Raw genomic sequence first — 24,201 nt, 5'->3', positions numbered from 1 at the left:
CGCCCCGACCGGGACGACGAAGAGTTAGAGAGCAGGTGGCGGAGGCCCTGAGGGCCGCCCTATGACCGGTACGCCGAACCCTTCCAGCACGGGCTCGTCCAGCCCGGTGCGGGCGCAGACCAAGATCTCGGTGAGTGACCCGAAGATCATGGTGAACCTGCTCGGCGCCAAGGACGAGATCCTCCGTCTCATCGAGCGGTCTCTCGACAGCGACGTGCACGTTCGCGGTAACGAGATCACCATCACGGGTGAACCCGCCGAGAACGCCACGGCCGAGCGGCTCTTCTCCGAGTTGGTCGAACTCATCGAGAAGGGCGAGACGCTCAGCGTGGACGCGGTCCGCCGCACCCTCGCGATGCTCGAGGCCAACACGACCGAGCGCCCCGCGGAGGTGCTCACCCTCAACATCCTGTCCCGGCGCGGGCGCACCATCCGGCCCAAGACGCTGGGCCAGAAGCGGTATGTCGACGCCATCGACGAGAACACGATCGTCTTCGGCATCGGCCCCGCCGGCACCGGCAAGACCTATCTGGCGATGGCCAAGGCCGTGCAGGCGCTGCAGGCCAAGCAGATCAACCGGATCATCCTGACCCGGCCGGCGGTCGAGGCGGGGGAGCGGCTCGGCTTCCTGCCCGGCACGCTGACCGAGAAGATCGATCCGTACCTGCGACCGCTTTACGACGCGCTGCACGACATGCTCGACCCGGAGTCGATCCCGCGCCTGATGGCGGCCGGCACGATCGAGGTCGCGCCGCTGGCCTACATGCGGGGCCGCACGCTCAACGACGCCTTCATCATCCTGGACGAGGCGCAGAACACCACGCCCGAGCAGATGAAGATGTTCCTGACCCGGCTCGGCTTCGGGGCGAAGATCGTGGTGACCGGTGACGTCACCCAGATCGACCTGCCAGGCGGCACCAGCAGCGGTCTCAAGGTCGTGCGGGAGATCCTGCGCGACGTGGAGGACGTGCACTTCGCGGAGCTGTCCAGCTCCGACGTGGTGCGGCACCGGCTGGTCGCGGAGATCGTCGACGCGTACGCACGGTTCGACGCCGAGCAGGAGCAACAGGCCGCACAATCCGTTCACGCCGTGCCGGGCCGGGCCGCCAGTGGCGGCCGGTCGTCGGGGCGCCGGCGCTAGTCGCAAGGGGTAATCGCACCACTATGTCCATCGAGATCGCCAACGAGTCGGGAGTCGAGGTCGACACCGACGCGATCCTCGCGGTTGCCCGGCACGCCCTGGACGAGATGGGGGTCAACCCGCTCGCCGAGCTGTCGATCCTGCTCGTCGACATCGACTACATGGCCGAGCTGAACCATCGGTGGATGGGCGGCGACGGCCCCACCGACGTGCTGGCCTTCCCGATGGACGAGGGCAGCGTCGACCACGGCCCCGGCGAGTCGGGCACCGGCGAGCCGGCGCTGCTGGGCGACATCGTGCTGGCGCCCGAGGTGGCGGCGAAACAGGCGGCCGTGGCCGGGCACTCGGCCGCGGACGAGCTGCACCTGCTCACCGTGCACGGGGCGCTGCACCTGCTCGGCTACGACCACGCCGAGCCGGAAGAGGAGCGGGAGATGTTCGCCCTGCAGAACAAGCTTCTGCAGAGCTGGCGCGCCGGCCGCAAGGCCGGCTGAGTCCCGTGGACCCCGCGCACCTCGCGGCGGCCGCCTCGGCGGGCCTGCCTGACCTGCAGCTGATCCTGGTCGCGGTGCTGCTGGTGCTGCTGGCCGGCGTGGCCTCGATGACCGACGCCGCGCTGGCCACGGTGTCGCCGGCACGAGCGGCCGAGATGGCCCGGGAGGGACAGCGGGGCGCGGGGGCGCTGGCCGTGGTCGCGTCCGACGTGGTGCGCTACGTCAATCTGCTCCTGCTGCTGCGCCTGCTCTGCGAGCTGACCGCGACCACCCTGGTGGCGCTGGTCGCGGTGGACACCTGGGGTGTCGGCTGGCAGGCGGCGCTGGTGGCGGCCGGCGCGATGACGCTGGTCAGCTTCGTGGTGGTCGGGGTCGCCCCGCGTACGGTCGGCCGCCAGCACGCCTACGCGGTGGGCCGGGCGACCGCCCCGCTGGTGCGCTGGCTCGGCAAGGTCCTGAACCCGCTCGCCAAGCTGCTGATCCTCATCGGTAACGCGGTGACGCCCGGCAAGGGCTTCCCGGAGGGGCCGTTCGGCAGCCAGGTGGAGCTGCGCGAGCTGGTCGACCTGGCGGAGCAGCGCGGCGTCGTCGAGCACGGCGAGCGCGAGATGATCCACTCGGTGTTCGCGCTGGGTGACACGATCGCCCGCGAGGTGATGGTGCCCCGGACCGACATGGTGTGGATCGAGGCGCCGAAAACCCTCCAGCAGGCGCTCTTCCTCTTCCTGCGCTCGGGTTTCTCGCGGATCCCGGTGATCGGCGAGAGCGTCGACGACGTGCTGGGCGTGCTCTACCTCAAGGACGTGATCCGGCGGACCCAGTCCGGCGACCCGGCGACGACCGCGCAGGCGGTGGCCGACGCGATGCGCCCGGCGACCTTCGTGCCGGAGTCGAAACCGGTCGACGACCTGCTGTCGGAGATGCAGGCGGCCCGCAACCACCTGGTGATCGTGGTGGACGAGTACGGCGGGACCGCCGGCCTGGTCACCATCGAGGACATCCTCGAGGAGATCGTCGGCGAGATCACCGACGAGTACGACGTGGAGCGCCCCCCGATCGAGCATCTCGAGGACGGCGCGGTCCGGGTGGCCGCCCGCCTGCCGATCGAGGACCTGGGCGAGGTGTTCGGCGTGGAGCTGCCCGCCGACGAGGTGGAGACGGTCGGCGGCCTGCTCGCGCAGACGCTCGGCCGGGTGCCGATTCCCGGCGCCAAGGCGGAGGTGGGTGGCCTGCACCTGACCGCCGAGGGCGCCACCGGCCGGCGGAACCGGATCGACTCGGTGCTGGTGCGCCGGGTGCAGCCGGATCCGGCGGCCGACCACACTGACGAGAACGTTGCCGAGACCGAGGAAAGACAACCCGCAGATGCCTGAGCAGATCTTCGACGCTTCTCCCGTTCCGAGCGCGGACGGTGCCGTGCTGAGTGCCGAGGACGCCAAGCTGGTCACCCTGGCACGCAGCTCGCGCGCCCGGGTGGGCGCGGTCGAGGGCGCCGCGGTCCGTGACCAGGACGGCCGGACCTACGCGGCCGCCTCGGTGGCGCTGCCCAGCCTGGCGGTGACGGCGTTGCAGCTGGCGGTGGCCCAGGCCGCCTCGTCCGGGACGACCCGGCTGGAGGCCGCCGCGGTGGTGACCGAGGCGTCGATGCTCGACGGCGCGGGCCACGCGGCGGTGCGTGACCTCTCCACCGACGCGCCGATCCACGTGGCGGGCCCGAACGGCTCGCTGCTCGGCACGGTCACCGCCTGATGGCGCAGGAGCAGGGGCCGCGGGAAGGGCAGCCGGAGCGCCGGCTGACGCCGGGGGAGCGCAACGAGCAGCGCCGGCAGGAGCGGCGGGCGGCACGGCGCTCCGCCGAGCAGGGCGCGGACCAGCGGGGGCGCAAGCCGGGCAGCGCGCGTGGCGGTGCGTCCGGCGAGCGGGGCGCGGCCGGCCGGTCCGGTTCCGGTTTGCGAGGTGGCTCGGCCGGCTCCTTCGGTACGCGTGAGGACCGCGCCCGTGGCAACGCCGGGGGTGTGGGTGACCGTGCCCGGGGGGCGGTCGACCCCGGACAGGGTTCGGCCGGCGCGCCCGGAAAACGGCGGGCACGGCCGGACCGGGCCACGGAGCGGCCGGAGTCGCGTACCGGGAAGCAGCGGGCGCACCGGCACAAGGCCGCGCGTGCCGCCAAGGCTGATGACGGTGTCTACCGGGCCGGTTTCGCGTGTTTCGTGGGCCGGCCGAACGCCGGCAAGTCGACGCTGACCAACGCGATCGTCGGCCAGAAGATCGCGATCACCTCGAACAAGCCGCAGACCACCCGGCACGTGATCCGGGGCATCCTGCACCGGCCGGACGCGCAGCTGGTGCTGGTCGACACGCCCGGTCTGCACCGCCCGCGCACGCTGCTCGGTGAGCGGCTCAACGACCTGGTCCGCGAGACGTGGAGCGAGGTCGACGTGATCGGGGTGTGCTTCCCGGCCGACGAGCCGGTGGGCCGCGGCGACCGGTTCATCTCCTCGGAGATCAGCGAGCTCAAGGCCACGGTGATCGCGGTGGTCACGAAGGTCGACCTGGTCGATCCGGCCACCCTGGCCGAGCGTCTGCTCGCCGTCTCCCAGCTCTACGACTTCGCCGAGATCGTCCCGGTCAGCGCGGTCTCCGGGCACCAGGTGGAGAACCTGACCGACCTGATGGTGCGCTACCTGCCGGAGTCCCCCCAGCTCTACCCGGACGACGTGCTGACCGACGAGCCCGAGCAGGTGCTGATCGCGGAGCTGATCCGGGAGGCGGCCCTGGAGGGCGTGCGTGACGAGCTGCCGCACTCGATCGCGGTGCTGGTCGAGGAGATGATGGTCGAGGGCAAGCTGACCAAGATCTACGCGGACCTCTACGTGGAGCGGGACAGCCAGAAGTCGATCGTGATCGGCAGCCGGGGCGCCCGGCTCAAGGAGGTCGGCTCACAGGCCCGCGCACAGATCGAGGAGCTGCTCGGCACCCGCGTTTATCTGGATCTCCACGTTCGTGTCGCCAAAGAGTGGCAGCGGGATCCGAAACAGCTCCGTAAGCTCGGATTTTAATCGATATTTGGACATTCTCTGACTATGGGATAGTTCACCGGAGTTTGCGCTTTTTGCTGGAACGCGGGTAACACGTTCAGCCATGCGTAACCGGTACCTCGACCTTCTGCGCGCCGTCGCCACCGTACGGGTGGTGATCTATCACCTGACCGGCTGGACCGCCCTGACGATCCTCTTCCCGGCGATGTCGGTGATGTTCGCGCTGGCCGGCTCGCTGATGGCGGCGTCGCTGGACCGGTTCGGGGTGTGGTCCGTGGAGCGCCGGCTGCGGCGCCTGCTGCCCTCGCTCTGGGTGATCGCCCTGATCGCGGTGCCGGCCATGCTGCTGGCCGGCACCCCGTGGGACGTGCGCCTGCTGCTCTGGGGTTTTCCGATCGTCGACCCGGAGGCCACCGGCTGGTGGATGCAGTCGCTGAGCCACGCCTGGTACCTGCGCGACTTCCTCTGGCTGGTGCTGCTCTCGCCGTTCGCCCTGCCGGTCTTCCGCCGGTTCCCGATCGCCTCGCTGCTGACCCCGTACGTGGCGCTGGCGATCCTCGAACTGGGTGACCTGACGGTCCCGCCGGTGGCCCGCGACCTGGCCCTGTACGGCGGCGCCTGGCTGCTCGGCTTCGCCCACCACGACGGCCACCTGAGCCGGCTCAACCGCAAGCTCCTGCTCGGGATCGCCGCGGCCCTGGCCGTTCCCGCGGCGGCGTGGGTGCTCACCCATCCCGGGCCGCGCGGTTTCGACCTGAACGACATCCCGCTTGGCAACGCCCTCTGGTCGGCCGCGTTCATCCTGGTCGCGCTCGGCTTCGCGCCGATGGTCCGGGGGCACCGGCTGCTGACCGTGCTGAACTCGCGGGCCCTGACCATCTATCTCTGGCACGTGCCGCTGATCGTCGCGGTGACCCAGACCGGCGCGCACTTCGGCCTGCCGGTGCACGGGTTCGCCGGCATCGGCTGGCGTACCGTCGTGGTCTTCCTGCTGCTCGGCGTGGTGATCGCGGCGGTCGGCTGGGTGGAGGACGTGGCGGCCGGCCGCCGGCCCGTGCTGGTACCGGGCCGGCGGGCCCCCGTGCCGGTCTCACCGGCCCCCGCCGGCGAGCCCGTCTCTATCCTGCGGTGATCGAGACGTCACCGTTCGTGGTGCGAACGTCGAGGACGTTGGTCGCCTTCGGGTCGTTCGGGATGCCGACGATCTGCTCGTCGCTGCCGTGGGTGATGTCGGTGCGGACCCGGTAGGGGCCGGGCGGCACCATCAGGTCGATGTCGCCGCTGGTCAACGAGGCGGTCACCGACGAGGGGGCGGCCAGCCGCAGGGTCATGTCGCCGGAGGTGGCCCGGGCGGTCAGCGGACCGGTGACGTCGTCCACCATCAGGTCGCCCGACTTGGTGTCCACGGTGACGCCGGTGCCGCCGATCACGGTCACGTCGCCGGAGGTGGCCTTCACCTTCACCGCGCCGGTGGCCCGCTCCACCATCACGTCGCCGGAGGTCAGCTCCAGATCGACCGGGCCGGTCCCGGCGAGGGTGAGGTCGCCGGCGGTCAGCTCGCCGCGGACCGCGACCCCGGCCGGCGCGGTGATCTCGTAGGAGACGCTGCAGTCCGGGCCGCAGTCGGTGTTCAGCGTGAGCACGCCGCCGGAACGCTGGTAGGACGCCTTCGGATCGGTGTCGCCCCGGATGACCCGCCGGATCCGGGTCTCGGTGGCCGAGGCGTTGCCGTGCACCAGGACGTCGCCGTGACCACCGGTCAGCACGATCTCGGTGATCTTCGTGGTCTCGGTGTCGTCGAAGGTCATCCGCGCGCCCACCACGCCGTCACAGCCGGCCAGGGCGCCCACCGAGGCGGCAGCCAGGATCAGGGCAACTCTCCGATTCATGCTGTGCTCTCCTTCGGCATGCCCTGACGCTATTTCGGGGCGCACCCCGGGCACCATCAGTCCCGTCCCGGAGGCAACCCTGAGATCCGGGTCAGGGTTTGTCGTAGGCACCGGGCAGAATGACGGGGTGCCCGCCGGATACCGACGCCATCTCTACCGCGACGACGCGGTGGTGCTGCGCGTGCAGAAGCTCGGCGAGAGCGACCGCATCGTCACCCTGCTGACCAGGCGGCACGGCCGGCTGCGCGCCGTCGCCCGCGGGGTGCGCCGCACCAGCTCGCGCTTCGGTGCCCGGCTGGAGCCGTTCGGCCACATCGACCTGCAGCTCGCCGGCTCGCCGGAGGGCGTGGGCAGCTCGCTGCACTCGGTCAGCCAGGTCGAGGCGGTGGCGCTGTTCGGTAAGAGCTTCCTGGCCGACTACCCGCGATACACCGCGGCCAGCGCCATCTGCGAGACCGCCGAGCGGCTCACCCCGGTCGAGCGGGAGCCCGCGCTGCGGCTCTTCCAGCTGACCCTGGGCGCGCTCAAGGCTCTCGCCGCCGGTGAGCACGCCGGCAGCCTGGTGCTCGACGCCTACCTGCTGCGTGCCATGGCCTTCGCCGGCTGGGCGCCCGCGATCACCGAGTGCGCCGTCTGCGGCGCCCCCGGCCAGCACGCGGCGTTCGCCGTCCCGGCCGGCGGCGCGGTCTGCCCGGACTGCCGGCCGCCCGGCGCCGCCCACCCCAGCCCGGTCACGCTGACCCTGATGGCCGCCCTGACCACCGGCGACTGGGCGTTCGCTGACGCCACCGAGTCCCCGGTCCGCCGGGAGTGCAGCGGCCTGGTCGCCGCCCACCTGCAATGGCACATGGAGCGGGCGCTGCGCTCGCTGCCGCTTGTCGATCGACGGGAGTTGAACCCTTGACGCCGCGCCCGCCCACCCCGCACATCTCCGGTGCCCGGCCGCCCCAGTTGCCCTCCGCTGCGATCCCGCGCCACGTGGCGATCGTCATGGACGGCAACGGCCGCTGGGCCAAGGAGCGCGGCCTGTCCCGGACCAAGGGGCACGAGCAGGGGGAGTACTCGCTCTTCGACACCATCGAGGGCGCCATCGAGCTGGGCATCCCCTACCTCTCGGCCTACGCGTTCTCCACCGAGAACTGGAAGCGCTCGCCCGAGGAGGTGCGCTTCCTGATGGGCTTCAACCGGGACGTGATCCGCCGCCGCCGCGACCAGCTGGTCGACCTCGGCGTCCGGGTGGTCTGGTCCGGGCGGGCCGGGCGGCTGTGGAAAAGCGTCATCTCCGAGCTGCAGACCGCCGAGGAGATGAGCAAGAACAACAAGACGCTCACCCTGCAGTTCTGCGTGAACTACGGCGGCCAGGCGGAGATCGCGGACGCGGCGGCGGCGATCGCCCGGGACGTGGCGGCCGGCAGGCTGAAGGCCGACAAGGTCAACGAGAAGACCATCGCCCGCTATCTCTACCACCCCGAGATCCCGGAGGTGGACATGTTCCTGCGTCCCTCCGGCGAGCAGCGCACGTCGAACTTCCTGCTCTGGCAGTCGGCCTACGCGGAGATGGTCTACCTCGACACCCTCTGGCCCGACTTCGACCGCCGCCACTTGTGGTACGCGTGCGAGCTCTACGCCCAGCGTGACCGCCGGTTCGGCGGCGCCCTGCCGAACCCGGTCAGCCCGACCTGACGCTCACCGCTCAGGCGGTGAGCGCCCGGATCGCCGCGTCCGCGTCGGCCAGGTCCGGCAGCACGGTGTGGGCGCCCGCCGCGGTCAGGTCGGCCGCGGCGGTCGCACCGGTCGCCACGGCGATCGCGACCGCGCCGTTCGCCAGCGCGGCCGTCACGTCGTGCACGGTGTCGCCGACGACCACCGGGCGGAAGTCCTCGCCGTACTTCGCGCGGGCCCGCTCCAGGCTGCGGCGCACCAGGGTGGCGCGCACGCTGTCGTCGGTGCCGTAACCACCGACCTCGGCGTCGAACGAGCCGGCCAGGCCGAAGGCCGCGACCTTCGCCGCGGCCACCTCCGGTACGTTGCCGGTCACCAGCGTCTGCACCACCCGCGGGTCGTCGCCGAGCCGGGTCAGCACCTCGCGGACGCCGGGGAGCAGCGCGCCCTGCTCGGCGAACTCGTGCCGGCTCTCGTGCACGATCTCGACATACCGCGCGAAGAACCGCTCCGGCGTGCAGTCGGTGACCCCGTGCACGGCGAAAACCTCGGCGCAGATGTCCAGGTCGGTGCGCCCGCCGAAGCTCGGCGTGCTGTGCCAGTCGACGCCGGTCACCTCGGTGAACGCCGCCTTCCAGGCCCGGGCCGCGACCCCGCCGCCGCGCAGCAGCGTGTAGTCGATGTCCCACATCACGAGGCGCCTCACGTTGGGCCTCACGATGCGCCGAGGACCCGCTCGATGTGCTCCACCTTGGCGGTGAGCGCGCCGGTGACGCCCGGCCGGACGTCCGCCTTCAGCGAGAGGCTGACCCGGGGCGCGACCGCCGCGACGGCGTCCACGGCCTGCTTGACCACCGCCATCACCTCGTCCCACTCGCCCTCGATCGTGGTGAACATGGCGTCGGTCCGGTTCGGCAGCCCGGAGGCGCGAACCACCCGAACGGCTTCGGCGACGGCGTCGCCGACGGAGTCCCCGCTCCCGATCGGCGTCACAGAGAAAGCAACCAGCATGCGGCCATCCTCCCAGCGATCACCCCTTGAGTCGATCAATGCAGGCGACTAGTCTAGTCGCAAAGCAACTAGGCGCTAGTTGGCGAAGCCTAAGATGGGGAGGCGGTTGATTCATGGAGGCGGTAGTGGCGGAACATCGCATCAATGTCGATGACGAGGCGCTGACGACTGCGGCCGAGATACTCGGCACCTCGGGGACGCAAGACACCGTCAACGCGGCGCTGCGGGAGGTCATCGCGGTGCGCCGCAGGCTTGAGGCGTTCGAGCGTCTCGGTGAGATGGGTGCCGCCGGCGCCTTCGACGATCTCGCCGACAAGCGGAATTACCGTCGATGACCGTGGAATACCTGGTCGATACCAGCGCATTCACGCGACTCTCGCGTGACCCCGAGCTGCGCGCGGCGTGGCGCAGGGCGGCAGCCGCGGGAGTTCTGAGTATCTGTCCGCTGACGGAACTGGAGATCTTCTACAGCGCACGTTCCAGGCAGCAGCGGGCAGAGTGGGAAGAGGCGCTGCGCAGGGTCTACTGCTGGGTGGTTGTTCCGGACCGGGTCTACCAGCGTGCGGCCGAGGTGCAGGAGGCGCTGACGGAGCGTGGCAAACATCGGTCAGCGGGGGCGGTGGATTTGCTCGTCGCGGCCACGGCCGAGGAGCACCGGATGACCATTCTGCACTTCGACAAGGACTTCTCGCAGGTGGCGAAGGTGACGGGGCAGCCTACTCGGTGGGTTGCCGAGCCGGGCGCGGTCAACTGAGCGGTGCGGCCTCCGATGTGACGGCTTCGCATCGGAGGCCACCGGTCAGAGGACGTAAGTGGCGATCATCAGGCTGAGCTGGCGGATGTCGACGTTGCGCTTGAACTCCAGGCGGACCTTGCCCAGGCCGCTGTACCAGAGGTCCAGCTCGGTGTCGCGGTCCAGGCTGCCGGCGGTCTCGACCGAGAAAGCCTGGATCTTGCTGTAGGGCAGCGACGTGAAGTCTGTCTTGGAGCCGGTGATGCCCTGCACGTTCGCCGCGATCAGGCGCTTGTCGGTGAAGACGACGAAGTCGCGGACCGCCTTGAAGCTGAAGATGATCTGCTCGCCCTGGAGCAGGAACGGGCTGATCTGCGGGTAGACCTCCTGCGGATCGCAGGGGTTGAGCTTGAACACGGAGCCGTTGGAGAAGTCGATCACGCGGTTACCGTATCGCCACCCGGCACCTCGCCCGTGACCAAAAACTATCAGCGATCGACGCATTTCGGTATCGGGTGGCCGGGCGAGTGCGCAACGCCCGCCGCGCACCTACCGTCACCGGGTGCCTTCTGAAGCGATCACCGCGGCCGGAACGTGGACCCTGGGGGACCGGACCGTCAACCGCATGGGCTTCGGCTCCATGCGCCTCACCGTGCGAGCGGACCCGACGGCGGCGATCCGTGTGCTGCGCCGGGCCGTCGAGCTCGGGGTGAACCACATCGACACGGCGGCCTTCTACTTCTCGCCGGGCGGGATCATCGATGGGGAGCCGGGCGCGGTCCGGTACGCCACCGAATTGATCAGGGCCGCGCTCCACCCGTACCCCGAAGATCTTCTCATCGCGACCAAGGTCGGGCCGGGCCCCCTGCCGGATGGCGGCTGGGGTCGCGCGGCAACCGCCGCGCAGCTGCGATTCCAGGTGGAGGAGAACCTGCGCCGGCTCGGGGTGGACACGTTGGACCTGGTCAACCTGCGGATCGCCGGCGATGCCGGCGGAGAATCGCTCGCCGAGCGGTTCGGCGCCCTCGCCGAGATGCGCGCGGCGGGGATGATCCGCCAGCTGGGCATCTCCAACGTACGGGTGGAGCACCTCGTCGAGGCACAGCGAATAGCGCCGGTGTCGTGCGTGCAGAACAGTTACGCGCTCGACCTGCGGCGGCACGACGACCTGCTGCGGGAGTGCGGCGCCCGGGGCATCGCGTTCGTGCCGTTCTTCGCGATCGCCGGCGGCGCCCGGGAGGCCGGCGCCGCCGCGGGGAACGGACCGGCCGCCCGGATCGCCGCCGAGCGTGGGGTGACCGAACATCAGGTGCGGCTGGCCTGGACCCTGCATCAGGGTGAGCACGTCCTCGCGATACCGGGCACCGGCGACATCGCTCACCTGGAGCAGAACGTGGCGGCCGGCGGACTGCGCCTGACGCCCGCCGAGCTGACCGCGTTGGATCAGCCCGCGCGGTGATGGGCCAGCAGGCCGGCGACCTCGGCCGCGAGGTTCGTGGTCGCCTCGATCTCGGTGCGGCGGATCGAGACGTTCTCCACGTTGAAGCCGTAGGGGACGCCCAGGTCCTCGCAGAAGTCGATCAGGTCACGGGCGATCGCCACGCACTGCCGGTACGACTCGGCCAGCGGGTCGGACGCGTGCCGCAGCGAGTTGCGCAGCCAGCGGGGCACGTCGACGCCGAGCCAGTTGAGGAACTCCAGGGTCTTCAGCGATCCGCACAGTGACAGCGTGAAGATGACCGTGCGTGGCTGCACACCCCGGTCCCGGCACTCGTAGTAGTAGTCGCTGAGCAGGTTCTTCGTCTCGTTGACGTGGTAGACCACCTGGGAGATGAAGAAGCTCGCCCCGCGCTCCTGCTTGGCGAGCATGCGCAGGTGCTCGTCGCGGCGCGCGCCGATGGCCACCGCGCCCAGCGGCAGGTCCGGCCGGACCTCGGCGCGAAGCTGGTGCGCCTGCGGCAGGGTGGTGCGGACCGGCTTGTCGCCCGAGGAGGCGCCGACGAAGACGCTGAGCACCCGCGAGTCGACCCCGGTCATCCAGTCGCGCAGTTCCTCCCCGGAGTACTTGCCGACGCAGCGGTAGATGATCACCGGGTCGCGCCAGCCGGTGAGGTGCTCCGCGTAGTACCGGGCCGGGTCAAGCGTCGGCAGGTAGGGGAACGGCCGCTCGTCCGGGTTGCGGTCGGACTCGTCGTCGATGTCGTAGAGCAGCAGGCCGTCGAGGTCGAGACCGCCGAGGCGCTGCAGGGTGGCCTCGGCGATCTCCTTGATCCGTTCCTCGGTGGCGCTGCTGCGCGGCGGCGTGAGGCTGAAGAGCAACACGCCGCTGCGCGCCTCGGCCAGCAGTTGCGGCAGTGGGGTACGCGACATGGCCCCCACCCTAGAAAGCCCCGGGTCAGTGATCGGCACAGCAGGGGGTCGGGTCCCGCCTTTCGAACGGGACCAGCCGCCCACCGGCCGCCGGGGTGGTGACCAGCACCAGCTCGCCGCCCTGGAACTGCGGGCGGACGAAGTCGCCGGTCGCCACCACGGTCCCCGCCTCGGCCGGGCCGCCGCCGAGCACGTCGACCCGGGAGATGGAGCTGCGCTGCAGGATCTCACCGACGGTCAGGTCACCGGTCAGCCGCTCCACACCGGGGAACCGCACCGCGCGGCCGGACCGCCCGGTGGCCGCGGCATCCGCGGCGGACCGCAGCTCCGGCGGCGACGTGATCGGCGAAACGCTCAGCACGCTGATCGCCACGTGCGGGAACGGTTCGCCGACCAGGTGCGTGCAGGCCAGCACGGGCGCCGGGTCGAGCGCCAGGATCCAGTGGTCGGCCTCGGCCAGGGTGCGGTGGCCGAGGCTGACCCCGATGATCCGGGAATTCGAACTCATCGTGGCAGGACCCAGATGGGGTTGGTGTAGAACCACAGGTCGCCCCACGGGTCGGCGGCGCCGACCACGTCCAGCTGCGGACCGTACGGGTCGACCGAGGCGCCGAGCAGACCCGGCTGCGTGCGGTTGCCGTCGGTGCCCCGGACCCGCAGGTAGAACGGCTTGTCGAGACGCCCCAGGTCGTAGCTGAGGGTGATCCGCCCGCTGGTCCTGGAGACCTCGAACGACTTGACCACCTTGGTGTTCGGGGTGGTGAAGGCGTCCTTGTCGGCGACCGGCCCGGTGACCGTGCCGACGATCACGTCGACCCGCTTCAGCACCGGGATGAAACCGGCCCAGTTCGGGATGTCCTGCAGGTCGATGTCGAGGACCAGCTCGGTCGAGGTGCCGCGCTTGACCTGCAGCACACCACCGAGCGGGGTGCCGGTGTGCCCGCGGCGGTCGCCGGAGACCCGCACCCGGGCGTCCAGGCCCTTGATCAGCCGGCCGTGGTCCACCCAGACGCGGCCGGCGCGCAGGCCGTCCATGACCGCCCGGTAGGAGAACGACGACGAGCCCACGTTGGTCCGGCCGTAGTAGCCCGGCCAGAAGTCGCCGGCCTGGGTGTTGATCGAGCCGTTGTAGACCGGGTCGTTGTACTTGCCGTTGGCGTTGAAGTCGCTGCCCGGGCCCCGCTCGGTCTGGTCCAGGTAGTTGACGTGGCTGTCCGAGTTGACGGTGATCCACCACGCCTTGCCCTCGGCGAGCAGGCTGTCCCACAGGCCGCCGACCGTGGCGGTCATCCAGTCGAAGCCACCCCAGGTGCGGTAGCTCTCCAGCGGGTAGCCGGCGAACGACGCGGCCGACGGGTTGTTGTCGTAGTAGCCGCGGGCGCCGCCCCGGCCGTTCGGGGCGGGGATGCCGGCGGCCTGGTGGCCGGGCGCGCCCTCGAAGCCGACCGCGACGGTCGGGTCCGCGTCACGCCAGTTGCGGATCTCGTGCGGCGAGTCGATGCCGCGCCGGGCCGGGTGGTTGGCGAAGAACAGCGCGCCGTCGATCTTGCGCTTGCGGACCTGTTCGCCGAGGAACTGGATGCCGGCGATCGCCATCGCCTCGTTCTGCGCGGCGGTGTTGGTGGAGGGCAGCAGCGAGCCGTCGTACGCGTTCTCGAACTGCTTGAGGACGTCGACCTCGTTGCGGCCCGGGTGCACGAAGACGGTGGCGTGCTCGGCGGCCGGGATGTTCCACTCCAGCCCCTGGAAGGTGAGCAGCTCGGGCAGCGCGGAGCGGGTCTTCACGATGTCCGGGTTGACCTTGTCCACGCCGATCTTGGCGTGGGTGGCGCTGCCGTGGTCGGTGATGACCAGCCAGTCCAGCCCGTACGCGTGCCCCTTCTGCGCCTGGTCGAGCACTCGGTACTGCGCGTCCGAGCTGTACTGCGTGTGAATGTGGTGATCCCCGGCGAGCCACCGGAAACCGCCCTTCGCCGAGCCGCCGCCCACGTGGTCGTGGGTGTGCGGCAGCCCGGCGGCCGCGGCGGCGCCCGGTCGGGCCAGCACGGAGGCGGCGGCGCCGGCGCCGAGCAGGCCCGCGCCGAGCAGGAAGCGGCGGCGGGAGCGGTCGTCGGGAGCGAGTTCGCCCTCGGGGACGCTGAGGTCCAGTGCGTCGGGGACGTCCGCCCCGGCGGCATCGACAGTGTGGTGGTGATGATCGTGGCCGTGACCCATGATCGTCACCTTGGTCAGATCAGGACAACGCCCGCTGTCGATCGCATTGCCGCCCGGCGAACGATCAGCCGACAATCGGCCGGAAAAACCCCAGTGCGATGGAAAGGGCCAGGATCGCCGCGCAGGCCGTCCCGGCGCCGGCGAGCAGCGCGGTGTCCGCGGTGGTGAAGTGCTGCCGCCGCGCGTACGTCCGGGGCGTGCCGGAGTCGAAGCCGCGGGCGTCCATCGCCACCGCCAGCCGTACCCCGCGCCGCAGCGCCCCGACCAGCAGCGCGAACGCCGTCGACGCGAAGAGCCGCAGCTTCGCCACCGGGTTGCGCCCGGCGTCCACGCCGCGGGCCCGGCGGGCCAGGGTCAGCGCCCGCCACTCCTGGGCGAGCAGGGGCAGCAGGCGGAACGCCGCTAACGCGCCGATCGCGAACCGGGCCGGCGCCTTCGCGTTCTGCACCAGCGCGTCGGCCAGGTCGGTCGGGTCGGTGGTGGCGAAGACGATCATCCCGGGCAGGGCCACCGCGAAGATGCGCAGGATCAGCCCGGTCGCGGTGGCGAGCACCCCGGTGGTGACGTCGAACGGCCCGGCCGAGAAGAGCAGGTCGCCGGTGCGCTCGGCGGCGAACAGCACCATCGTGACCAGCACCCCGGCCGCGGCGAGCAGCAGCGGCGCGGCCCGCCGCGCCAGCACCCGGTAGCGGATACCGAAGAAGGGCAGCAGCACCAGTTCCACGAGCAGGGCGGCCGCCGGCGTGAACGGGTCGACCGTGGCGATCAGCGGCAGCGAGAAGAGCAGGGCGGCGCCGAGCTTGGCGACCGGGTTACGGCGGGCGAGCGGCGCGGACGGGTCGGCCACCGGCTCCAGGGCGAGGGTCACGGGCGCAACCTCCGCGGCAGCGGCGCCGGCGCCGGCTGGCCGAGCGGAACGGTACGGTCGGCCAGCGTCCGCACGAACGCGTCGTCGTGGGTCACCGCGACGATCCCGTGCCCCTCCGCGCGCAGGCCGGCGAGCAGGTCGACCAGTTCCCGCCAGGTGCGGCGGTCCTGCCCGAAGGTGGGCTCGTCGAGGACGAGCAGCCGCGGCGCGGTGGCCAGCGCGGTGGCCACGCTCAGCCGCCGGGCCTCCCCACCGGAAAGCGTGTACGGGTTCGCCGCCGCCAGTTTCGTCAGCCGCAACCGTTCCAGCAGCTCGTCCACGATCCGCCGCACCTCGTCCGGCGACCGGCCGACCCGGCGCGGCCCGAGGGCGAGCTCGTCGGCGACCCGGCTCGTGACGAACTGGTGTTCCGGGTTCTGGAAGACCGACCCGATCCGCTGGGTCAGCGTCGCGGCCCGCCACCGGTGCGGCGGGCGCCGGTCGCCGAACGCCTCGATCCGGCCCGAGCCGGGAGCCAGCAGGCCACCGAGCAGCAGCGCGAGCGTGGACTTGCCGGCGCCGTTGGGCCCGGTGACGGCCAGCACCTCGCCGCCGCCCACACCGATCGAGACGGGGGCCAGACGGCCGGGCACGGCGACGTGCTCCGCCCGTACCAGATCGGGGTCTGCTCCGGTTGCGGCCTTGACCGGCGGCGTGCTGAAGCCGGGCACCCAGACGCCCTCGTCCGCCAGTTTGTCGCCGTAGGCGGCAAAGATCATCTCGGGCGCGCCATCGGCGCGCACGCCGCCGCCCGGCTCCAGAACGACCACGCGGTCGACCAGCGTGAGCGCCTCGGCCACCCGGTGCTCCACGATGATCAGCGTGGTCTCCGGGCCGGTGGCCCGGGCCACCGCCTCCCGGACCAGCTCGGCGCCGGGCGGGTCCAGGTTGGCGGTCGGCTCATCGAGCAGCAGCAGGCCGGGCCGCAGGGCCAGCACGCCGGCGAGCGCGAGGCGCTGCGCCTCGCCGCCGGAGAGCGCGGCGGTCGAGCGATTGATTCGGTACGGGAAGCCGACCCGGTCCAGGGCGTCGCTGACGCGGGGCCAGATGTCGCCGGCCGGCACACCCCGGTTCTCCAGCCCGAACGCCACGTCGTCGCCGCTGCGGGCCATCACCAGCTGGGTCTGCGGATCCTGGAAGACGATGCCGGCCCGGTCGCGGGCCTTACGCGCCTCTAGACCGTCGATCTCGAGGGTGCCCTCGGACTCGCCGGAGTCCTCCGGCAGCAGCCCGGCCAGCGCGGCGAGCAGGGTGCTCTTGCCGGCCCCGGAGGGACCGAGCAGCAGCACCCGCTCGCCGTGCCGGATGTGCAGGTCCAGCCCGCGGACCGCCCAGGCACGGCGACCGGCGTGCCGCCACCCGAAGCCGCGGAGCTGAACCTCACTCATGACTCAGATCAGTGCCCGTTCCCGGCCCGCTCCGAACCGGTCCAGGACACCGGTCGGGGCCAGCGCCCGGACCAGCAGCCAGCTGCCCAGGCCGGCGAGCACGGTGCCGCTGACCACGGTGAGCAGCGCGTACGGAACGCGGTACGACCAGAGGGCGGTCTCCGAGTTCCAGGCGAAGAAGTCGAAGATCGCCGCGCTCAGGCCGGTCAGCGCGCCGGCGAGCAGCGCGGCCGGCAGCCGGTAGTTGCGGTAGCGCAGTGCGGCGAACGCCAGCTCCGCGCCCAGGCCCTGGACCAGGCCCTGCGGGATGACGGTCGCGCCCCAGCTGTTGCCGAGCAGGGCGGAGATGATGGCCGCGACCAGTTCGGTGTAGAGCGAGGCGCCCGGCTTGCGGATGATCAGGCCGCCGAGCACGGCCGGCATCAGCCAGATCCCGTAGAGCAGGGTCTGCGCCGGCGGGAAGAACGCGAAGGCGCTCTCGGTGACGCTCCAGACGGTGTTCCAGGCCCAGAAGATCACGCCGAACGCGACGGCGATGACCGAGGCGACCACGACGTCTATCGTGCGCCAGCGGTTCGGGTTGGTGTCGTTCATAACGCCTCCCAGCGGGTACCGGGAGGAGACGCACGCCGCAACCGGGCGGCGATGCCCGGGAACGGCTGGAGAAAAGACCGAACTTCCTGCGCTGGCATTACCCAGATCAGGTGCGAGGGTCTGCGGTCGCCCGCACTCTCAGCGCTGTGCGCTCCCCTGTCGGAACGAGGTTTGTTCGCGACCTACCTCGACTTATGCATCGCTGAAGCGACGCACTGGTCTCCGCCGTCGCGAACAAACTTCGGTGCATGTGTTTCGATGACGATGACGCTAACACCGAGGTGAAGGCCAGTAACAGGGAGGGAGCCACATGGAGGTCAAGGCCCGCGGTCTGACGTTCGACGTGTACGAGGGCGGCCCCGAGGACGGCGATCCGGTACTGCTGCTGCACGGCTTCCCACAGGACCACCGGGAGTTCGACCTGCTGGCGCCGCGCCTGCAGGCGGCCGGCCTGCGCACCTACGCGATGGACCAGCGCGGGTGCTCGCCCGGCGCCCGCCCGGCCCAGGTGTCCGCGTACCGGCTGGACGAGGTGGTCGCCGACGCCCTCGCCGTGCTCGACGCTCTCGGTGTCGAACGCGCCCACCTGGTCGGCCACGACTGGGGTGCGCACGTCGCCTGGCTGCTCGCCGCCCGCCACCCGGACCGGGTGCGCACCCTCACCGCGATCTCGGTCCCGCACCCGCGTGCCCTGATGCTCGCGATGCGCGTCCGCCCCTCGCAGCGGGCCCGGTTCGCCTACTTCCAGGTCTTCCGGTCGTCGGTCGCCGAGCGGCTGCTGCTGGCCCGCAACGGCACGATGCTGCGCTGGATGCTGCGCCCGCTGCACCACGCCGAGCAGTACGTCGCGGCGATGCACGAGCCCGGGCGGCTGACCGGTGGACTGAACTGGTACCGCGCGTTCTCCCTGGACCAGGTGGCCGGGACCGGCGTGGTCACCGTGCCCACCACGTACGTCTGGAGCGACCGCGACGGCGTGGTCGGCCTGACCGCCGCGCTGCGCACCGCCGACTGGGTGCAGGGCGACTATCAGCTGGTCGCCATGCGGGGCGTCAGCCACTGGGTGCCCGAACAGGCGCCACGTGAACTGGCGGACGCCGTGCTGGCACGGATCGGCGTTTGACCATGACGCTGTGGGGGAACGCTGGCGCGACATGGCGGTCGAAACGCAATCCCCCCGAAAGAATTCGTCCCAGGAGACCGAGAAGCAGCGCTGGGACCGCAATTTCGCGGACCTGCTGCAGGAGCTGCGGGTCGCTCAGACCGGTGTGCAGATCCTCTTCGCCTTCCTGCTGACCATCCCGTTCAGCAACGGCTTCCCGAACGCCACCGCGTTCCAGAAGGACGTCTACGTGGTGGCGCTGATCAGCGCGGCGTTCGCCACGGCGCTGATCATCTCGCCGGTCGCCTTCCACCGCGCGCTGTTCCGGCAGGGCCGCAAACCTGAGCTGGTCAAGTACGCGCACAAGATGGCGTCCAGCGGGCTGGCCTTCATGCTGATCTCGATGGTCAGCAGCGTCCTGCTGATCACCGACTACGTGCTGGACTGGAAGTGGGCCATCCCGCTGACCGTGATCACGGCCGGCTGGTTCCTCACCTTCTGGGCCGGGCTGCCGTTCTTCCACCGGGAGTGGGGCGAGGACGACGAGGACTCAGCGGCGGCGTCCTCGTAGCCCGAGCTGCCGCAGCTCCAGCTCGGCGAGCGCGTCCACCGCGTCCGAGTCGCCGGCCCGCCAGCTCTGCGCGATGTCCGGGCCCAGCCTGGCCAGCTCGTTCAGCGGGCGGCCGGCCAGGGCCCGCAGTGCCAGCAGGTCGCGGCCGGCCGGCTCGTTGCGGACCGCCGCGGCCACCCCGGCCCGGCGGATCCAGCGCAGCCGCAACGGCAGCCAGAAGAACAGCACCAGGGCGAGCGGCACCGCGACCGCCACGGCCGGCAGGATCAGCGCCAGCTGGCCGACGAACTCCTGCTGCTCCCGGCCGGCGTCGGCGATGGCACGGGCGGCGTCCGCGGCCTTGGTGAACGGCTCGGTGAGATCGTCACCGACCACCGGGACGTCGTCCACCTTGCCGCCGGCGTCGGCCAGGTTGTCGGCGATGCCGGTGCCGGCGCCCTCCAGCTTCTGACCGGGCACGGCCAGCTTCTGCACCAGATCGTTCATCCAGAACGCGATCCGGATCCACAGATAGACCCAGAGGACGACGGCGATGTCGGTGATCAGCTGACGGAGGGCGACGGGAACGCGGTCGGCGTAGAGCTTCACACCGGAAGGTTCCCACTCAGCCCTTGGCGGCGCATTCCGGGCAGGTGCCGAAGATCTCCAACGTGTGCGACACGTTCACGAAGCCGTGCTGCCCGGCCACCTTCTCGGCCCAGGACTCCACCGCCGGGCCGGCCACCTCGACGGTCCGCCCGCACGAGCGGCACACCAGATGGTGATGGTGCCCCTGGCTGCACCGCCGGTAGAGATGCTCCCCGCCGGGCGGGCGCATCACGTCGATCTCGCCGGCGTCGGCGAGGCCCTGCAACGTGCGGTAGACCGTGGTCAGCCCGACCCGTTCGCCCCGCTCGCGCAGCATCGCGTGCAGGTCCTGCGCGCTGTGGAAGCCCTCGGTCTCGGCCAGCACGGCGCTGACCGCGCTGCGCTGCTTGGTGTTGCGCGGGGCTCCGGTGTCAGTCACGACCGGCCCTCCCTCGCGTGGCTCACGGCGTCCGTGACGATGTGCGCGACGTGCTCGTCCACCAGGGAGTATGCGATCTCCCGGCCGCGCCGCACACCCCGCACGACGCCGGCGCCGCGCAGCACCCGCAGGTGCTGCGAGACCAGCGGCTGCGGCGCGCCCAGCTTCTCCACGAGGTCGTGCACGCAGCGTTCGCCCTCACCGAGTTCCACCACGATCGCCACGCGGATCGGCGCGGACAGGGCACGCAGCAGCGCGCCCGCCGATTCGTACGCCTCGTAGCCGTCAGCCATGGAGCACCACATCCGGGGGTTCAGTGGCCACCGCCGGGCGGGACTGCCGGCGGCGCAGGTTGCGGCGGACCAGCCCGCCGATCGTGGTGGCCAGGAAGGCGGCCAGGGCCATCAGCACCGTGGTGGCGCCCGGCGCGGTGTCCGCCTCGGCCGAGACCAGGACGCCCACCCCGGCGGCGAGCAGGCCGATCGCCATCGCGGCCGCCATGGTGGCGCGGAACCCGCGGGTGACCTGCTGGGCGGCGGCGACCGGGACCACCATCAGGGCGGAGACCAGCAGCAGGCCGACGGTGCGCATGGCGATCGTGACGGTCACCGCGGTGGTCACCGCGAGCAGGATGTTGAGGGTACGCACCGGCAGACCGCTGACCCGGGCGTACTCCTCGTCGTTGCAGAGCGCGAACAGGGCCGGCCGCAGCAGCAGCATCGCCGCCAGCACCGCCGCTCCCAGCACCCCGATCACCGTGATGTCCTGCGGCGACGTGGTGACCAGCGACCCGAACAGGTACTGCATCAGGTTGGCGTTGCTGGCGCTGTCGGAGAGCCCGACCAGCACCACGCCACCGGCGATGCCGCCGTAGAAGAGCAGCGCGAGCGCCAGGTCGCCGGAGGTGCGGCCGCGTTCACGGATCAGCTCGACACCGACCGCGCCGATCGTGGCGACCAGCACCGCGGTCAGCACGGGGGACTGGTTCAGCAGCAGGCCGACCCCGACGCCGGTGAGCGCGACGTGCCCGATGCCGTCGCCGACCAGCGACAGCCGGCGCTGCACCAGATAGATGCCGAGCGCCGGCGCGGCCAACCCGATGATCAGCGCGGCGATGATGGCCCGTTGCATGTACGGGTAGGCGAGCAGCTCCATCAGTAGGACTTCGCTCCCTCGGTCGGCGCCCACTCGCAGATGCCCGCCTTCACCTCGTCGGCGTGCGGGTGCACGTGGTCGTGGTCCGGCTCGGCGTGGTGCCCGGCCGGCTCCGGAGGCGCGCCCTCGTGCGCGATCCGTCCGTCGTGCACCACGAGCGTACGACCGATCAATGGCCGCAGCGGACCCAGCTCGTGCAGCACCAGCATGATCGTGCCGCCGTCGCCGGCGAAGCGGGCCAGCGCCGTGGCGAACGCCTCCTGGCTGGCCGCGTCCACGCCGGCGTTCGGCTCGTCCAGGACCAGCAGGTCCGGCTTGCCGGCCAGGGCGCGGGCGATCAGCGTGCGCTGCTGCTGGCCGCCGGAGAGGGTGGCGACCGGGTCGTTGACGCGGTCCAGCAGGCCGACCGCGGTGAGCGCCTCGCGGACCGCCGCCTTGTCCGCGGCGCCCGGCAGCCGGAAGATGCCGCGCCGGGCCAGCCGGCCGGAGGCGACCACCTCGCCGACCGTGGCCGGCACGCCGCTGCCGGCGCCGAGGCGCTGCGGCACGTACCCGATCCGGGCCCAGGACCGGAACCGGCGCTGCGCCGTCCCGAACAGCTCGATCTCGCCGCGGCTCAGCGGGACCAGGCCGAGGATGGTGCGGATCAGGGTGGACTTGCCGGAGCCGTTGGCCCCGAGGACCGCGACCACGTCACCGGCGGCCACGCTCAGCGAGACGTCCCGCAGGATCTCCCGGCCGTCGTACCCGGCGGCGGCGTGCCGCACTTCGACAACTGTCATGAGGCACATCCCAACGCCTTGGTCAGCGCGGCCAGGTTGGCGCGCATCACCGAGAAGTAGTCAGCGTTCTGGTCGGTCAGGCCCTCGATCGGGTCGAGCACCGCGGTCTGCGCGCCCACCTCGCTCGCGATGGTCTCGGCGACCTTCGGGCTGACCAGGGTCTCGAAGAAGATCGTGGTGGCGCCGTGCTCCTTGGCCTCGGCGGCGACCGCGGCCACACGCTGCGGGGAGGGCTCGGCCTGCGGGTCGATGCCGGTGATGCCGATCTGGCTCAGGTCGTAACGGTCGGCCAGGTAGTGGAACGCGGTGTGGCTGGTCACCAGCTCGCGCCGCTCGCAGGTCTTCAGCCCGGCGGTGTACTCGCCGTCCAGCGCGGTCAGCTCGGTACGCAGCGCGGCGGCCCGGGCGGTGAAGTCGGCCGCGTGGTCCGGGTCGGCCTGGCCGAGCCGCTCGGCGAGCTTGTCCGCGATGGTGGCCAGGCGGGTCGGGTCCAGCCAGACGTGCGGGTCGGTGCCGGTGCTCTCCTCGGCGTGCGCCTCCTCGCCCTCGGCCTCGCCCTCGTGCGCGTGGGCGTCCGCCTCCTCAGCGGTGAGCAGCTCCACCGCGGTGGCGGCGTCGAAACCGCGGTCGCCGCCGTTCTGCTTGACCGCCTCGTCCACCGCGGGCTGGAAGCCGCTGAGGTAGACCACCAGGCCGGCGTCGGTGATCTCGCCCACCTGGCGGGCGGTCAGCTCCACGTCGTGCGGCTCGGCGCCCGGCTTGGTGAGGTTGCTGACGCTGACCACGTCGCCGCCGACCCGCTCGCTGATGAACTGAAGCGGGTAGAAGGCGGAGACGACGTCGAGCTTGCCGTCGTCACTCGACGTCCCGCCGCAGCCGCTGAGGGCAACCAGGAGGAGCAGGGCGGGAACCAGGCGACGCATCATGCCAGCAACTGTCGTCGATAATGACAATGATTGTCAAAAGCGCATGGATTCACAGAGCCTTCGACACCGCCGCGGCCACCAGAAGAGTGAGCAGCACCACCCGGACGACCCGGGTCGCCGGTGACTGCACCGGCCAGGTGGTGAAGGTGAGCGCGCCCAGGCCGGCCGCGAGCACGCCCAGCAGCAGGGCGCCCACGATGCCCGGCAGGAAGAGCCCGGCCAGGAACAGGACGAGCGCGCCGAGGAACGCCGCCGTCGGGCTCACCCGGGACAGGCGACGGAGAAGGTGGTCTGACGGTGTCACGGGCGGCTCCCTGTCGCTTGCGTACCCTCGTCACATGCTGGTGCTCAACCGCTTCCAAGCCCCACCGGACACGCAGGACGGATTCCTCGAGCGGGCGCATGCCGCGCTCGCCGCCCTGGCGCGCTGCCCGGGTTACCGATCCGGCCGGCTCGCCCGGGCCCTGGAGGACCCCGCCGCCTGGACCCTGGTCACCGAGTGGGAGTCGGTGGGAGCCTACCGGCGCGCCCTCGGCAACTTCGACGTGAAGGTGCACGCCACCCCGCTGCTCGCCGAGTCGCTGGACGAGCCGTCGGCCTTCGAGACGCTCGCCGCCGCCGCGCCCGGTGAGCCGGTGGTGATCACGGCGAGTGACCGGTCCACCGAGCCCTGGCGCTGAACACTAGGCTGGGAGCATGAGCACGGCGCCGTACGTACCGCCGCCCGTCCCCGGGCACGTCCCGCCGCCACCGCACGGTCCGGGCGTGCACCCGCCGTTCCCGGCGCCCCCGGTGGAGGGGAAAGGCCGGCGGATCGGGCTGGGCTTCGGCGTCGGTGGCGGCGTGCTGCTGCTGGTCTGCGGCGGTGGCGGGGCCGCGCTCTACGGGCTGGGCCTGGCCGCCGACGACGCCCTCAACGAGCAGGCCACCGTGGTGGTCAGCCGCTATGTGGAGGCCGTGCAGGACCGCGAGTTCGGCAAGGCGTACCGGCAGTTGTGCCAGGACACCAGGGACGAGATCAGCGAGGCGGAATACACCTCGGAGATGGCGGCCAGCCAGCAGATCACGTCGTACCAGGTCGGGGACTTCAACTCGCTCACGTTCAGCGTCCCGGTCCGGGTGACGTACTCCGACGGTGACGTGGGCGACCTGCGGGCCCGCATCGAGCAGAACACCTCGACGGCCGAGTTCGAGGTGTGCGAGCTCGGGGAGTAACCT

At 71.4% G+C, this 24,201-nt stretch carries 31 protein-coding genes, 1 pseudogene and 1 riboswitch; of the genes and pseudogenes, 15 read left to right on the top strand and 17 right to left on the bottom strand.

Annotated elements, in window-relative coordinates:
- Nucleotides 1-61: 61 nt before the first annotated feature.
- The 6 genes and pseudogenes from AB0F81_RS19535 (at nucleotide 62) to AB0F81_RS19510 (ending at nucleotide 5,805) form a co-directional block, all read left to right on the top strand.
- Complete coding sequence (locus AB0F81_RS19535) at nucleotides 62-1,141, top strand: PhoH family protein (protein ID WP_360199106.1); 1,080 nt, start codon at nucleotides 62-64, stop codon at nucleotides 1,139-1,141.
- 23 nt (nucleotides 1,142-1,164) lie between these two features.
- The gene (gene ybeY, locus AB0F81_RS19530) at nucleotides 1,165-1,635 is read left to right on the top strand and encodes an rRNA maturation RNase YbeY (RefSeq protein ID WP_360199104.1); all 471 of its coding nucleotides are present in this window, start codon (nucleotides 1,165-1,167) and stop codon (nucleotides 1,633-1,635) included.
- Between the two features lie 5 nt (nucleotides 1,636-1,640).
- Complete coding sequence (locus AB0F81_RS19525) at nucleotides 1,641-3,008, top strand: hemolysin family protein (RefSeq protein ID WP_360199102.1); 1,368 nt, start codon at nucleotides 1,641-1,643, stop codon at nucleotides 3,006-3,008.
- A complete protein-coding gene (locus AB0F81_RS19520; RefSeq protein ID WP_360199100.1) occupies nucleotides 3,001-3,384 on the top strand; it encodes a cytidine deaminase in 384 nt (127 codons plus the stop codon). Before AB0F81_RS19525 ends, AB0F81_RS19520 begins: the two co-directional genes overlap by 8 nt.
- Before the next feature lie 437 nt (nucleotides 3,385-3,821).
- Nucleotides 3,822-4,694, top strand: a pseudogene (gene era, locus AB0F81_RS19515) (GTPase Era); the annotation flags it as partial.
- Between the two features lie 82 nt (nucleotides 4,695-4,776).
- Nucleotides 4,777-5,805, top strand: coding sequence for an acyltransferase (locus AB0F81_RS19510; protein ID WP_360199098.1), 1,029 nt, complete (start codon nucleotides 4,777-4,779; stop codon nucleotides 5,803-5,805).
- Here AB0F81_RS19510 and AB0F81_RS19505 read toward each other — a convergent pair.
- Nucleotides 5,792-6,562, bottom strand: coding sequence for a DUF4097 family beta strand repeat-containing protein (locus AB0F81_RS19505; protein ID WP_360199096.1), 771 nt, complete (start codon nucleotides 6,560-6,562; stop codon nucleotides 5,792-5,794). The genes AB0F81_RS19510 and AB0F81_RS19505 overlap by 14 nt on opposite strands.
- 127 nt (nucleotides 6,563-6,689) lie before the next feature.
- Between AB0F81_RS19505 and recO the strand changes: the two genes are divergently transcribed.
- On the top strand, nucleotides 6,690-7,466 hold the full coding sequence (recO, locus tag AB0F81_RS19500) for a DNA repair protein RecO (RefSeq protein ID WP_360199094.1): 777 nt from the start codon (nucleotides 6,690-6,692) through the stop codon (nucleotides 7,464-7,466).
- Nucleotides 7,463-8,245: an isoprenyl transferase gene (locus AB0F81_RS19495; protein WP_360199092.1), complete on the top strand. Its 783-nt coding sequence runs from the start codon at nucleotides 7,463-7,465 to the stop codon at nucleotides 8,243-8,245. Before recO ends, AB0F81_RS19495 begins: the two co-directional genes overlap by 4 nt.
- Before the next feature lie 10 nt (nucleotides 8,246-8,255).
- Here AB0F81_RS19495 and AB0F81_RS19490 read toward each other — a convergent pair whose 3' ends face one another.
- Both AB0F81_RS19490 and AB0F81_RS19485 read right to left on the bottom strand, forming a co-directional pair.
- Nucleotides 8,256-8,930 carry an HAD hydrolase-like protein gene (locus AB0F81_RS19490; RefSeq protein WP_360199090.1) on the bottom strand — a complete coding sequence of 225 codons (675 nt, stop codon included), beginning with the start codon at nucleotides 8,928-8,930 and terminating at the stop codon, nucleotides 8,256-8,258.
- Between the two features lie 8 nt (nucleotides 8,931-8,938).
- Entirely contained in the window at nucleotides 8,939-9,235 is a 297-nt protein-coding gene (locus tag AB0F81_RS19485; RefSeq protein WP_360199088.1) for an MTH1187 family thiamine-binding protein, read from the bottom strand.
- Nucleotides 9,236-9,348: 113 nt separating this feature from the next.
- Here AB0F81_RS19485 and AB0F81_RS19480 point away from each other — a divergent pair, with 113 nt between their 5' ends.
- Nucleotides 9,349-9,570, top strand: coding sequence for a type II toxin-antitoxin system VapB family antitoxin (locus AB0F81_RS19480; RefSeq protein WP_360199086.1), 222 nt, complete (start codon nucleotides 9,349-9,351; stop codon nucleotides 9,568-9,570).
- Nucleotides 9,571-9,572: 2 nt separating this feature from the next.
- Nucleotides 9,573-9,989, top strand: coding sequence for a PIN domain nuclease (locus AB0F81_RS19475; RefSeq protein ID WP_360199084.1), 417 nt, complete (start codon nucleotides 9,573-9,575; stop codon nucleotides 9,987-9,989).
- A 45-nt stretch (nucleotides 9,990-10,034) separates the two neighbouring features.
- Here the strand turns inward: AB0F81_RS19475 and AB0F81_RS19470 are convergent, their stop codons facing one another.
- A complete protein-coding gene (locus AB0F81_RS19470; RefSeq protein WP_360199082.1) occupies nucleotides 10,035-10,409 on the bottom strand; it encodes a PH domain-containing protein in 375 nt (124 codons plus the stop codon).
- A gap of 121 nt (nucleotides 10,410-10,530) precedes the next feature.
- Between AB0F81_RS19470 and AB0F81_RS19465 the strand changes: the two genes are divergently transcribed.
- Nucleotides 10,531-11,427, top strand: a complete 897-nt coding sequence (locus AB0F81_RS19465; RefSeq protein WP_360199080.1) for an aldo/keto reductase — start codon at nucleotides 10,531-10,533, stop codon at nucleotides 11,425-11,427.
- Here AB0F81_RS19465 and AB0F81_RS19460 read toward each other — a convergent pair.
- From AB0F81_RS19460 to AB0F81_RS19435, 6 genes are all read right to left on the bottom strand, one after another.
- Nucleotides 11,412-12,338 carry a 5,10-methylenetetrahydrofolate reductase gene (locus tag AB0F81_RS19460; RefSeq protein ID WP_360199078.1) on the bottom strand — a complete coding sequence of 309 codons (927 nt, stop codon included), beginning with the start codon at nucleotides 12,336-12,338 and terminating at the stop codon, nucleotides 11,412-11,414. The two genes, AB0F81_RS19465 and AB0F81_RS19460, sit on opposite strands and share 16 nt — an antisense overlap.
- A 25-nt stretch (nucleotides 12,339-12,363) precedes the next feature.
- A complete protein-coding gene (locus tag AB0F81_RS19455; RefSeq protein WP_360199076.1) occupies nucleotides 12,364-12,846 on the bottom strand; it encodes a hypothetical protein in 483 nt (160 codons plus the stop codon).
- A complete protein-coding gene (locus AB0F81_RS19450; RefSeq protein ID WP_360199074.1) occupies nucleotides 12,843-14,552 on the bottom strand; it encodes a PHP domain-containing protein in 1,710 nt (569 codons plus the stop codon). The genes AB0F81_RS19455 and AB0F81_RS19450 overlap by 4 nt, the downstream gene beginning before the upstream one ends.
- Nucleotides 14,553-14,616: 64 nt before the next feature.
- On the bottom strand, nucleotides 14,617-15,420 hold the full coding sequence (locus tag AB0F81_RS19445) for an energy-coupling factor transporter transmembrane component T (RefSeq protein ID WP_360199072.1): 804 nt from the start codon (nucleotides 15,418-15,420) through the stop codon (nucleotides 14,617-14,619).
- Entirely contained in the window at nucleotides 15,417-16,847 is a 1,431-nt protein-coding gene (locus AB0F81_RS19440; protein WP_360199070.1) for an ABC transporter ATP-binding protein, read from the bottom strand. The genes AB0F81_RS19445 and AB0F81_RS19440 overlap by 4 nt, the downstream gene beginning before the upstream one ends.
- A gap of 3 nt (nucleotides 16,848-16,850) precedes the next feature.
- Nucleotides 16,851-17,441 carry an ECF transporter S component gene (locus AB0F81_RS19435; protein ID WP_360199068.1) on the bottom strand — a complete coding sequence of 197 codons (591 nt, stop codon included), beginning with the start codon at nucleotides 17,439-17,441 and terminating at the stop codon, nucleotides 16,851-16,853.
- A gap of 65 nt (nucleotides 17,442-17,506) precedes the next feature.
- Nucleotides 17,507-17,609: riboswitch (TPP riboswitch) on the bottom strand.
- 142 nt (nucleotides 17,610-17,751) lie between these two features.
- Here AB0F81_RS19435 and AB0F81_RS19430 point away from each other — a divergent pair.
- Both AB0F81_RS19430 and AB0F81_RS19425 read left to right on the top strand, forming a co-directional pair.
- Entirely contained in the window at nucleotides 17,752-18,564 is an 813-nt protein-coding gene (locus tag AB0F81_RS19430; protein WP_360199066.1) for an alpha/beta hydrolase, read from the top strand.
- A gap of 31 nt (nucleotides 18,565-18,595) precedes the next feature.
- Complete coding sequence (locus tag AB0F81_RS19425; RefSeq protein WP_360199064.1) at nucleotides 18,596-19,114, top strand: DUF6328 family protein; 519 nt, start codon at nucleotides 18,596-18,598, stop codon at nucleotides 19,112-19,114.
- Here the strand turns inward: AB0F81_RS19425 and AB0F81_RS19420 are convergent.
- From AB0F81_RS19420 to AB0F81_RS19390, 7 genes are read right to left on the bottom strand one after another with little or no spacing between them, the layout of a single operon-like run.
- Complete coding sequence (locus AB0F81_RS19420; protein WP_360199062.1) at nucleotides 19,094-19,702, bottom strand: hypothetical protein; 609 nt, start codon at nucleotides 19,700-19,702, stop codon at nucleotides 19,094-19,096. The two genes, AB0F81_RS19425 and AB0F81_RS19420, sit on opposite strands and share 21 nt — an antisense overlap.
- Before the next feature lie 16 nt (nucleotides 19,703-19,718).
- Nucleotides 19,719-20,120, bottom strand: a complete 402-nt coding sequence (locus tag AB0F81_RS19415) for a transcriptional repressor (protein ID WP_360199060.1) — start codon at nucleotides 20,118-20,120, stop codon at nucleotides 19,719-19,721.
- Complete coding sequence (locus tag AB0F81_RS19410) at nucleotides 20,117-20,413, bottom strand: metalloregulator ArsR/SmtB family transcription factor (protein WP_360199058.1); 297 nt, start codon at nucleotides 20,411-20,413, stop codon at nucleotides 20,117-20,119. The genes AB0F81_RS19415 and AB0F81_RS19410 overlap by 4 nt, the downstream gene beginning before the upstream one ends.
- A complete protein-coding gene (locus tag AB0F81_RS19405) occupies nucleotides 20,406-21,275 on the bottom strand; it encodes a metal ABC transporter permease (protein WP_360199056.1) in 870 nt (289 codons plus the stop codon). The genes AB0F81_RS19410 and AB0F81_RS19405 overlap by 8 nt, the downstream gene beginning before the upstream one ends.
- Nucleotides 21,275-22,057: a metal ABC transporter ATP-binding protein gene (locus tag AB0F81_RS19400; protein WP_360199054.1), complete on the bottom strand. Its 783-nt coding sequence runs from the start codon at nucleotides 22,055-22,057 to the stop codon at nucleotides 21,275-21,277. The genes AB0F81_RS19405 and AB0F81_RS19400 overlap by 1 nt, the downstream gene beginning before the upstream one ends.
- Nucleotides 22,054-22,983, bottom strand: coding sequence for a metal ABC transporter substrate-binding protein (locus tag AB0F81_RS19395; protein WP_360199052.1), 930 nt, complete (start codon nucleotides 22,981-22,983; stop codon nucleotides 22,054-22,056). The genes AB0F81_RS19400 and AB0F81_RS19395 overlap by 4 nt, the downstream gene beginning before the upstream one ends.
- Nucleotides 22,984-23,032: 49 nt before the next feature.
- The gene (locus tag AB0F81_RS19390) at nucleotides 23,033-23,287 is read right to left on the bottom strand and encodes a DUF6703 family protein (protein WP_360199050.1); all 255 of its coding nucleotides are present in this window, start codon (nucleotides 23,285-23,287) and stop codon (nucleotides 23,033-23,035) included.
- Nucleotides 23,288-23,321: 34 nt separating this feature from the next.
- Between AB0F81_RS19390 and AB0F81_RS19385 the strand changes: the two genes are divergently transcribed.
- Nucleotides 23,322-23,663 carry an antibiotic biosynthesis monooxygenase family protein gene (locus tag AB0F81_RS19385; RefSeq protein WP_360199048.1) on the top strand — a complete coding sequence of 114 codons (342 nt, stop codon included), beginning with the start codon at nucleotides 23,322-23,324 and terminating at the stop codon, nucleotides 23,661-23,663.
- A gap of 16 nt (nucleotides 23,664-23,679) precedes the next feature.
- Complete coding sequence (locus AB0F81_RS19380) at nucleotides 23,680-24,198, top strand: hypothetical protein (protein WP_360199046.1); 519 nt, start codon at nucleotides 23,680-23,682, stop codon at nucleotides 24,196-24,198.
- The last annotated feature ends 3 nt before the right edge of the window (nucleotides 24,199-24,201 follow it).

Origin of the sequence: Actinoplanes sp. NPDC024001 (genome assembly GCF_040638955.1) — a bacterium.
Lineage (GTDB): Bacteria > Actinomycetota > Actinomycetes > Mycobacteriales > Micromonosporaceae > Actinoplanes.
Note: the sequence above shows the minus strand (reverse complement) of the source record. Positions and strands in the feature narration are given on the sequence as shown.

Bases quoted from the DNA above. Each gene is read 5' to 3' on its own strand.
- ybeY (WP_360199104.1), top strand. From the start codon at position 1,165: ATGTCCATCGAGATCGCCAACGAGTCGGGAGTCGAGGTCGACACCGAC.
- AB0F81_RS19385 (WP_360199048.1), top strand. From the start codon at position 23,322: ATGCTGGTGCTCAACCGCTTCCAAGCCCCACCGGACACGCAGGACGGA.
- AB0F81_RS19410 (WP_360199058.1), bottom strand. From the start codon at position 20,413: ATGGCTGACGGCTACGAGGCGTACGAATCGGCGGGCGCGCTGCTGCGT.
- AB0F81_RS19485 (WP_360199088.1), bottom strand. From the start codon at position 9,235: ATGCTGGTTGCTTTCTCTGTGACGCCGATCGGGAGCGGGGACTCCGTC.
- AB0F81_RS19435 (WP_360199068.1), bottom strand. From the start codon at position 17,441: ATGAACGACACCAACCCGAACCGCTGGCGCACGATAGACGTCGTGGTC.
- AB0F81_RS19380 (WP_360199046.1), top strand. From the start codon at position 23,680: ATGAGCACGGCGCCGTACGTACCGCCGCCCGTCCCCGGGCACGTCCCG.
- AB0F81_RS19425 (WP_360199064.1), top strand. From the start codon at position 18,596: ATGGCGGTCGAAACGCAATCCCCCCGAAAGAATTCGTCCCAGGAGACC.
- AB0F81_RS19455 (WP_360199076.1), bottom strand. From the start codon at position 12,846: ATGAGTTCGAATTCCCGGATCATCGGGGTCAGCCTCGGCCACCGCACC.
- AB0F81_RS19510 (WP_360199098.1), top strand. From the start codon at position 4,777: ATGCGTAACCGGTACCTCGACCTTCTGCGCGCCGTCGCCACCGTACGG.
- AB0F81_RS19440 (WP_360199070.1), bottom strand. From the start codon at position 16,847: ATGAGTGAGGTTCAGCTCCGCGGCTTCGGGTGGCGGCACGCCGGTCGC.
- AB0F81_RS19430 (WP_360199066.1), top strand. From the start codon at position 17,752: ATGGAGGTCAAGGCCCGCGGTCTGACGTTCGACGTGTACGAGGGCGGC.
- AB0F81_RS19405 (WP_360199056.1), bottom strand. From the start codon at position 21,275: ATGGAGCTGCTCGCCTACCCGTACATGCAACGGGCCATCATCGCCGCG.
- AB0F81_RS19460 (WP_360199078.1), bottom strand. From the start codon at position 12,338: ATGTCGCGTACCCCACTGCCGCAACTGCTGGCCGAGGCGCGCAGCGGC.
- AB0F81_RS19520 (WP_360199100.1), top strand. From the start codon at position 3,001: ATGCCTGAGCAGATCTTCGACGCTTCTCCCGTTCCGAGCGCGGACGGT.
- AB0F81_RS19450 (WP_360199074.1), bottom strand. From the start codon at position 14,552: ATGGGTCACGGCCACGATCATCACCACCACACTGTCGATGCCGCCGGG.
- AB0F81_RS19480 (WP_360199086.1), top strand. From the start codon at position 9,349: ATGGAGGCGGTAGTGGCGGAACATCGCATCAATGTCGATGACGAGGCG.
- AB0F81_RS19395 (WP_360199052.1), bottom strand. From the start codon at position 22,983: ATGATGCGTCGCCTGGTTCCCGCCCTGCTCCTCCTGGTTGCCCTCAGC.
- AB0F81_RS19400 (WP_360199054.1), bottom strand. From the start codon at position 22,057: ATGACAGTTGTCGAAGTGCGGCACGCCGCCGCCGGGTACGACGGCCGG.
- AB0F81_RS19535 (WP_360199106.1), top strand. From the start codon at position 62: ATGACCGGTACGCCGAACCCTTCCAGCACGGGCTCGTCCAGCCCGGTG.
- AB0F81_RS19505 (WP_360199096.1), bottom strand. From the start codon at position 6,562: ATGAATCGGAGAGTTGCCCTGATCCTGGCTGCCGCCTCGGTGGGCGCC.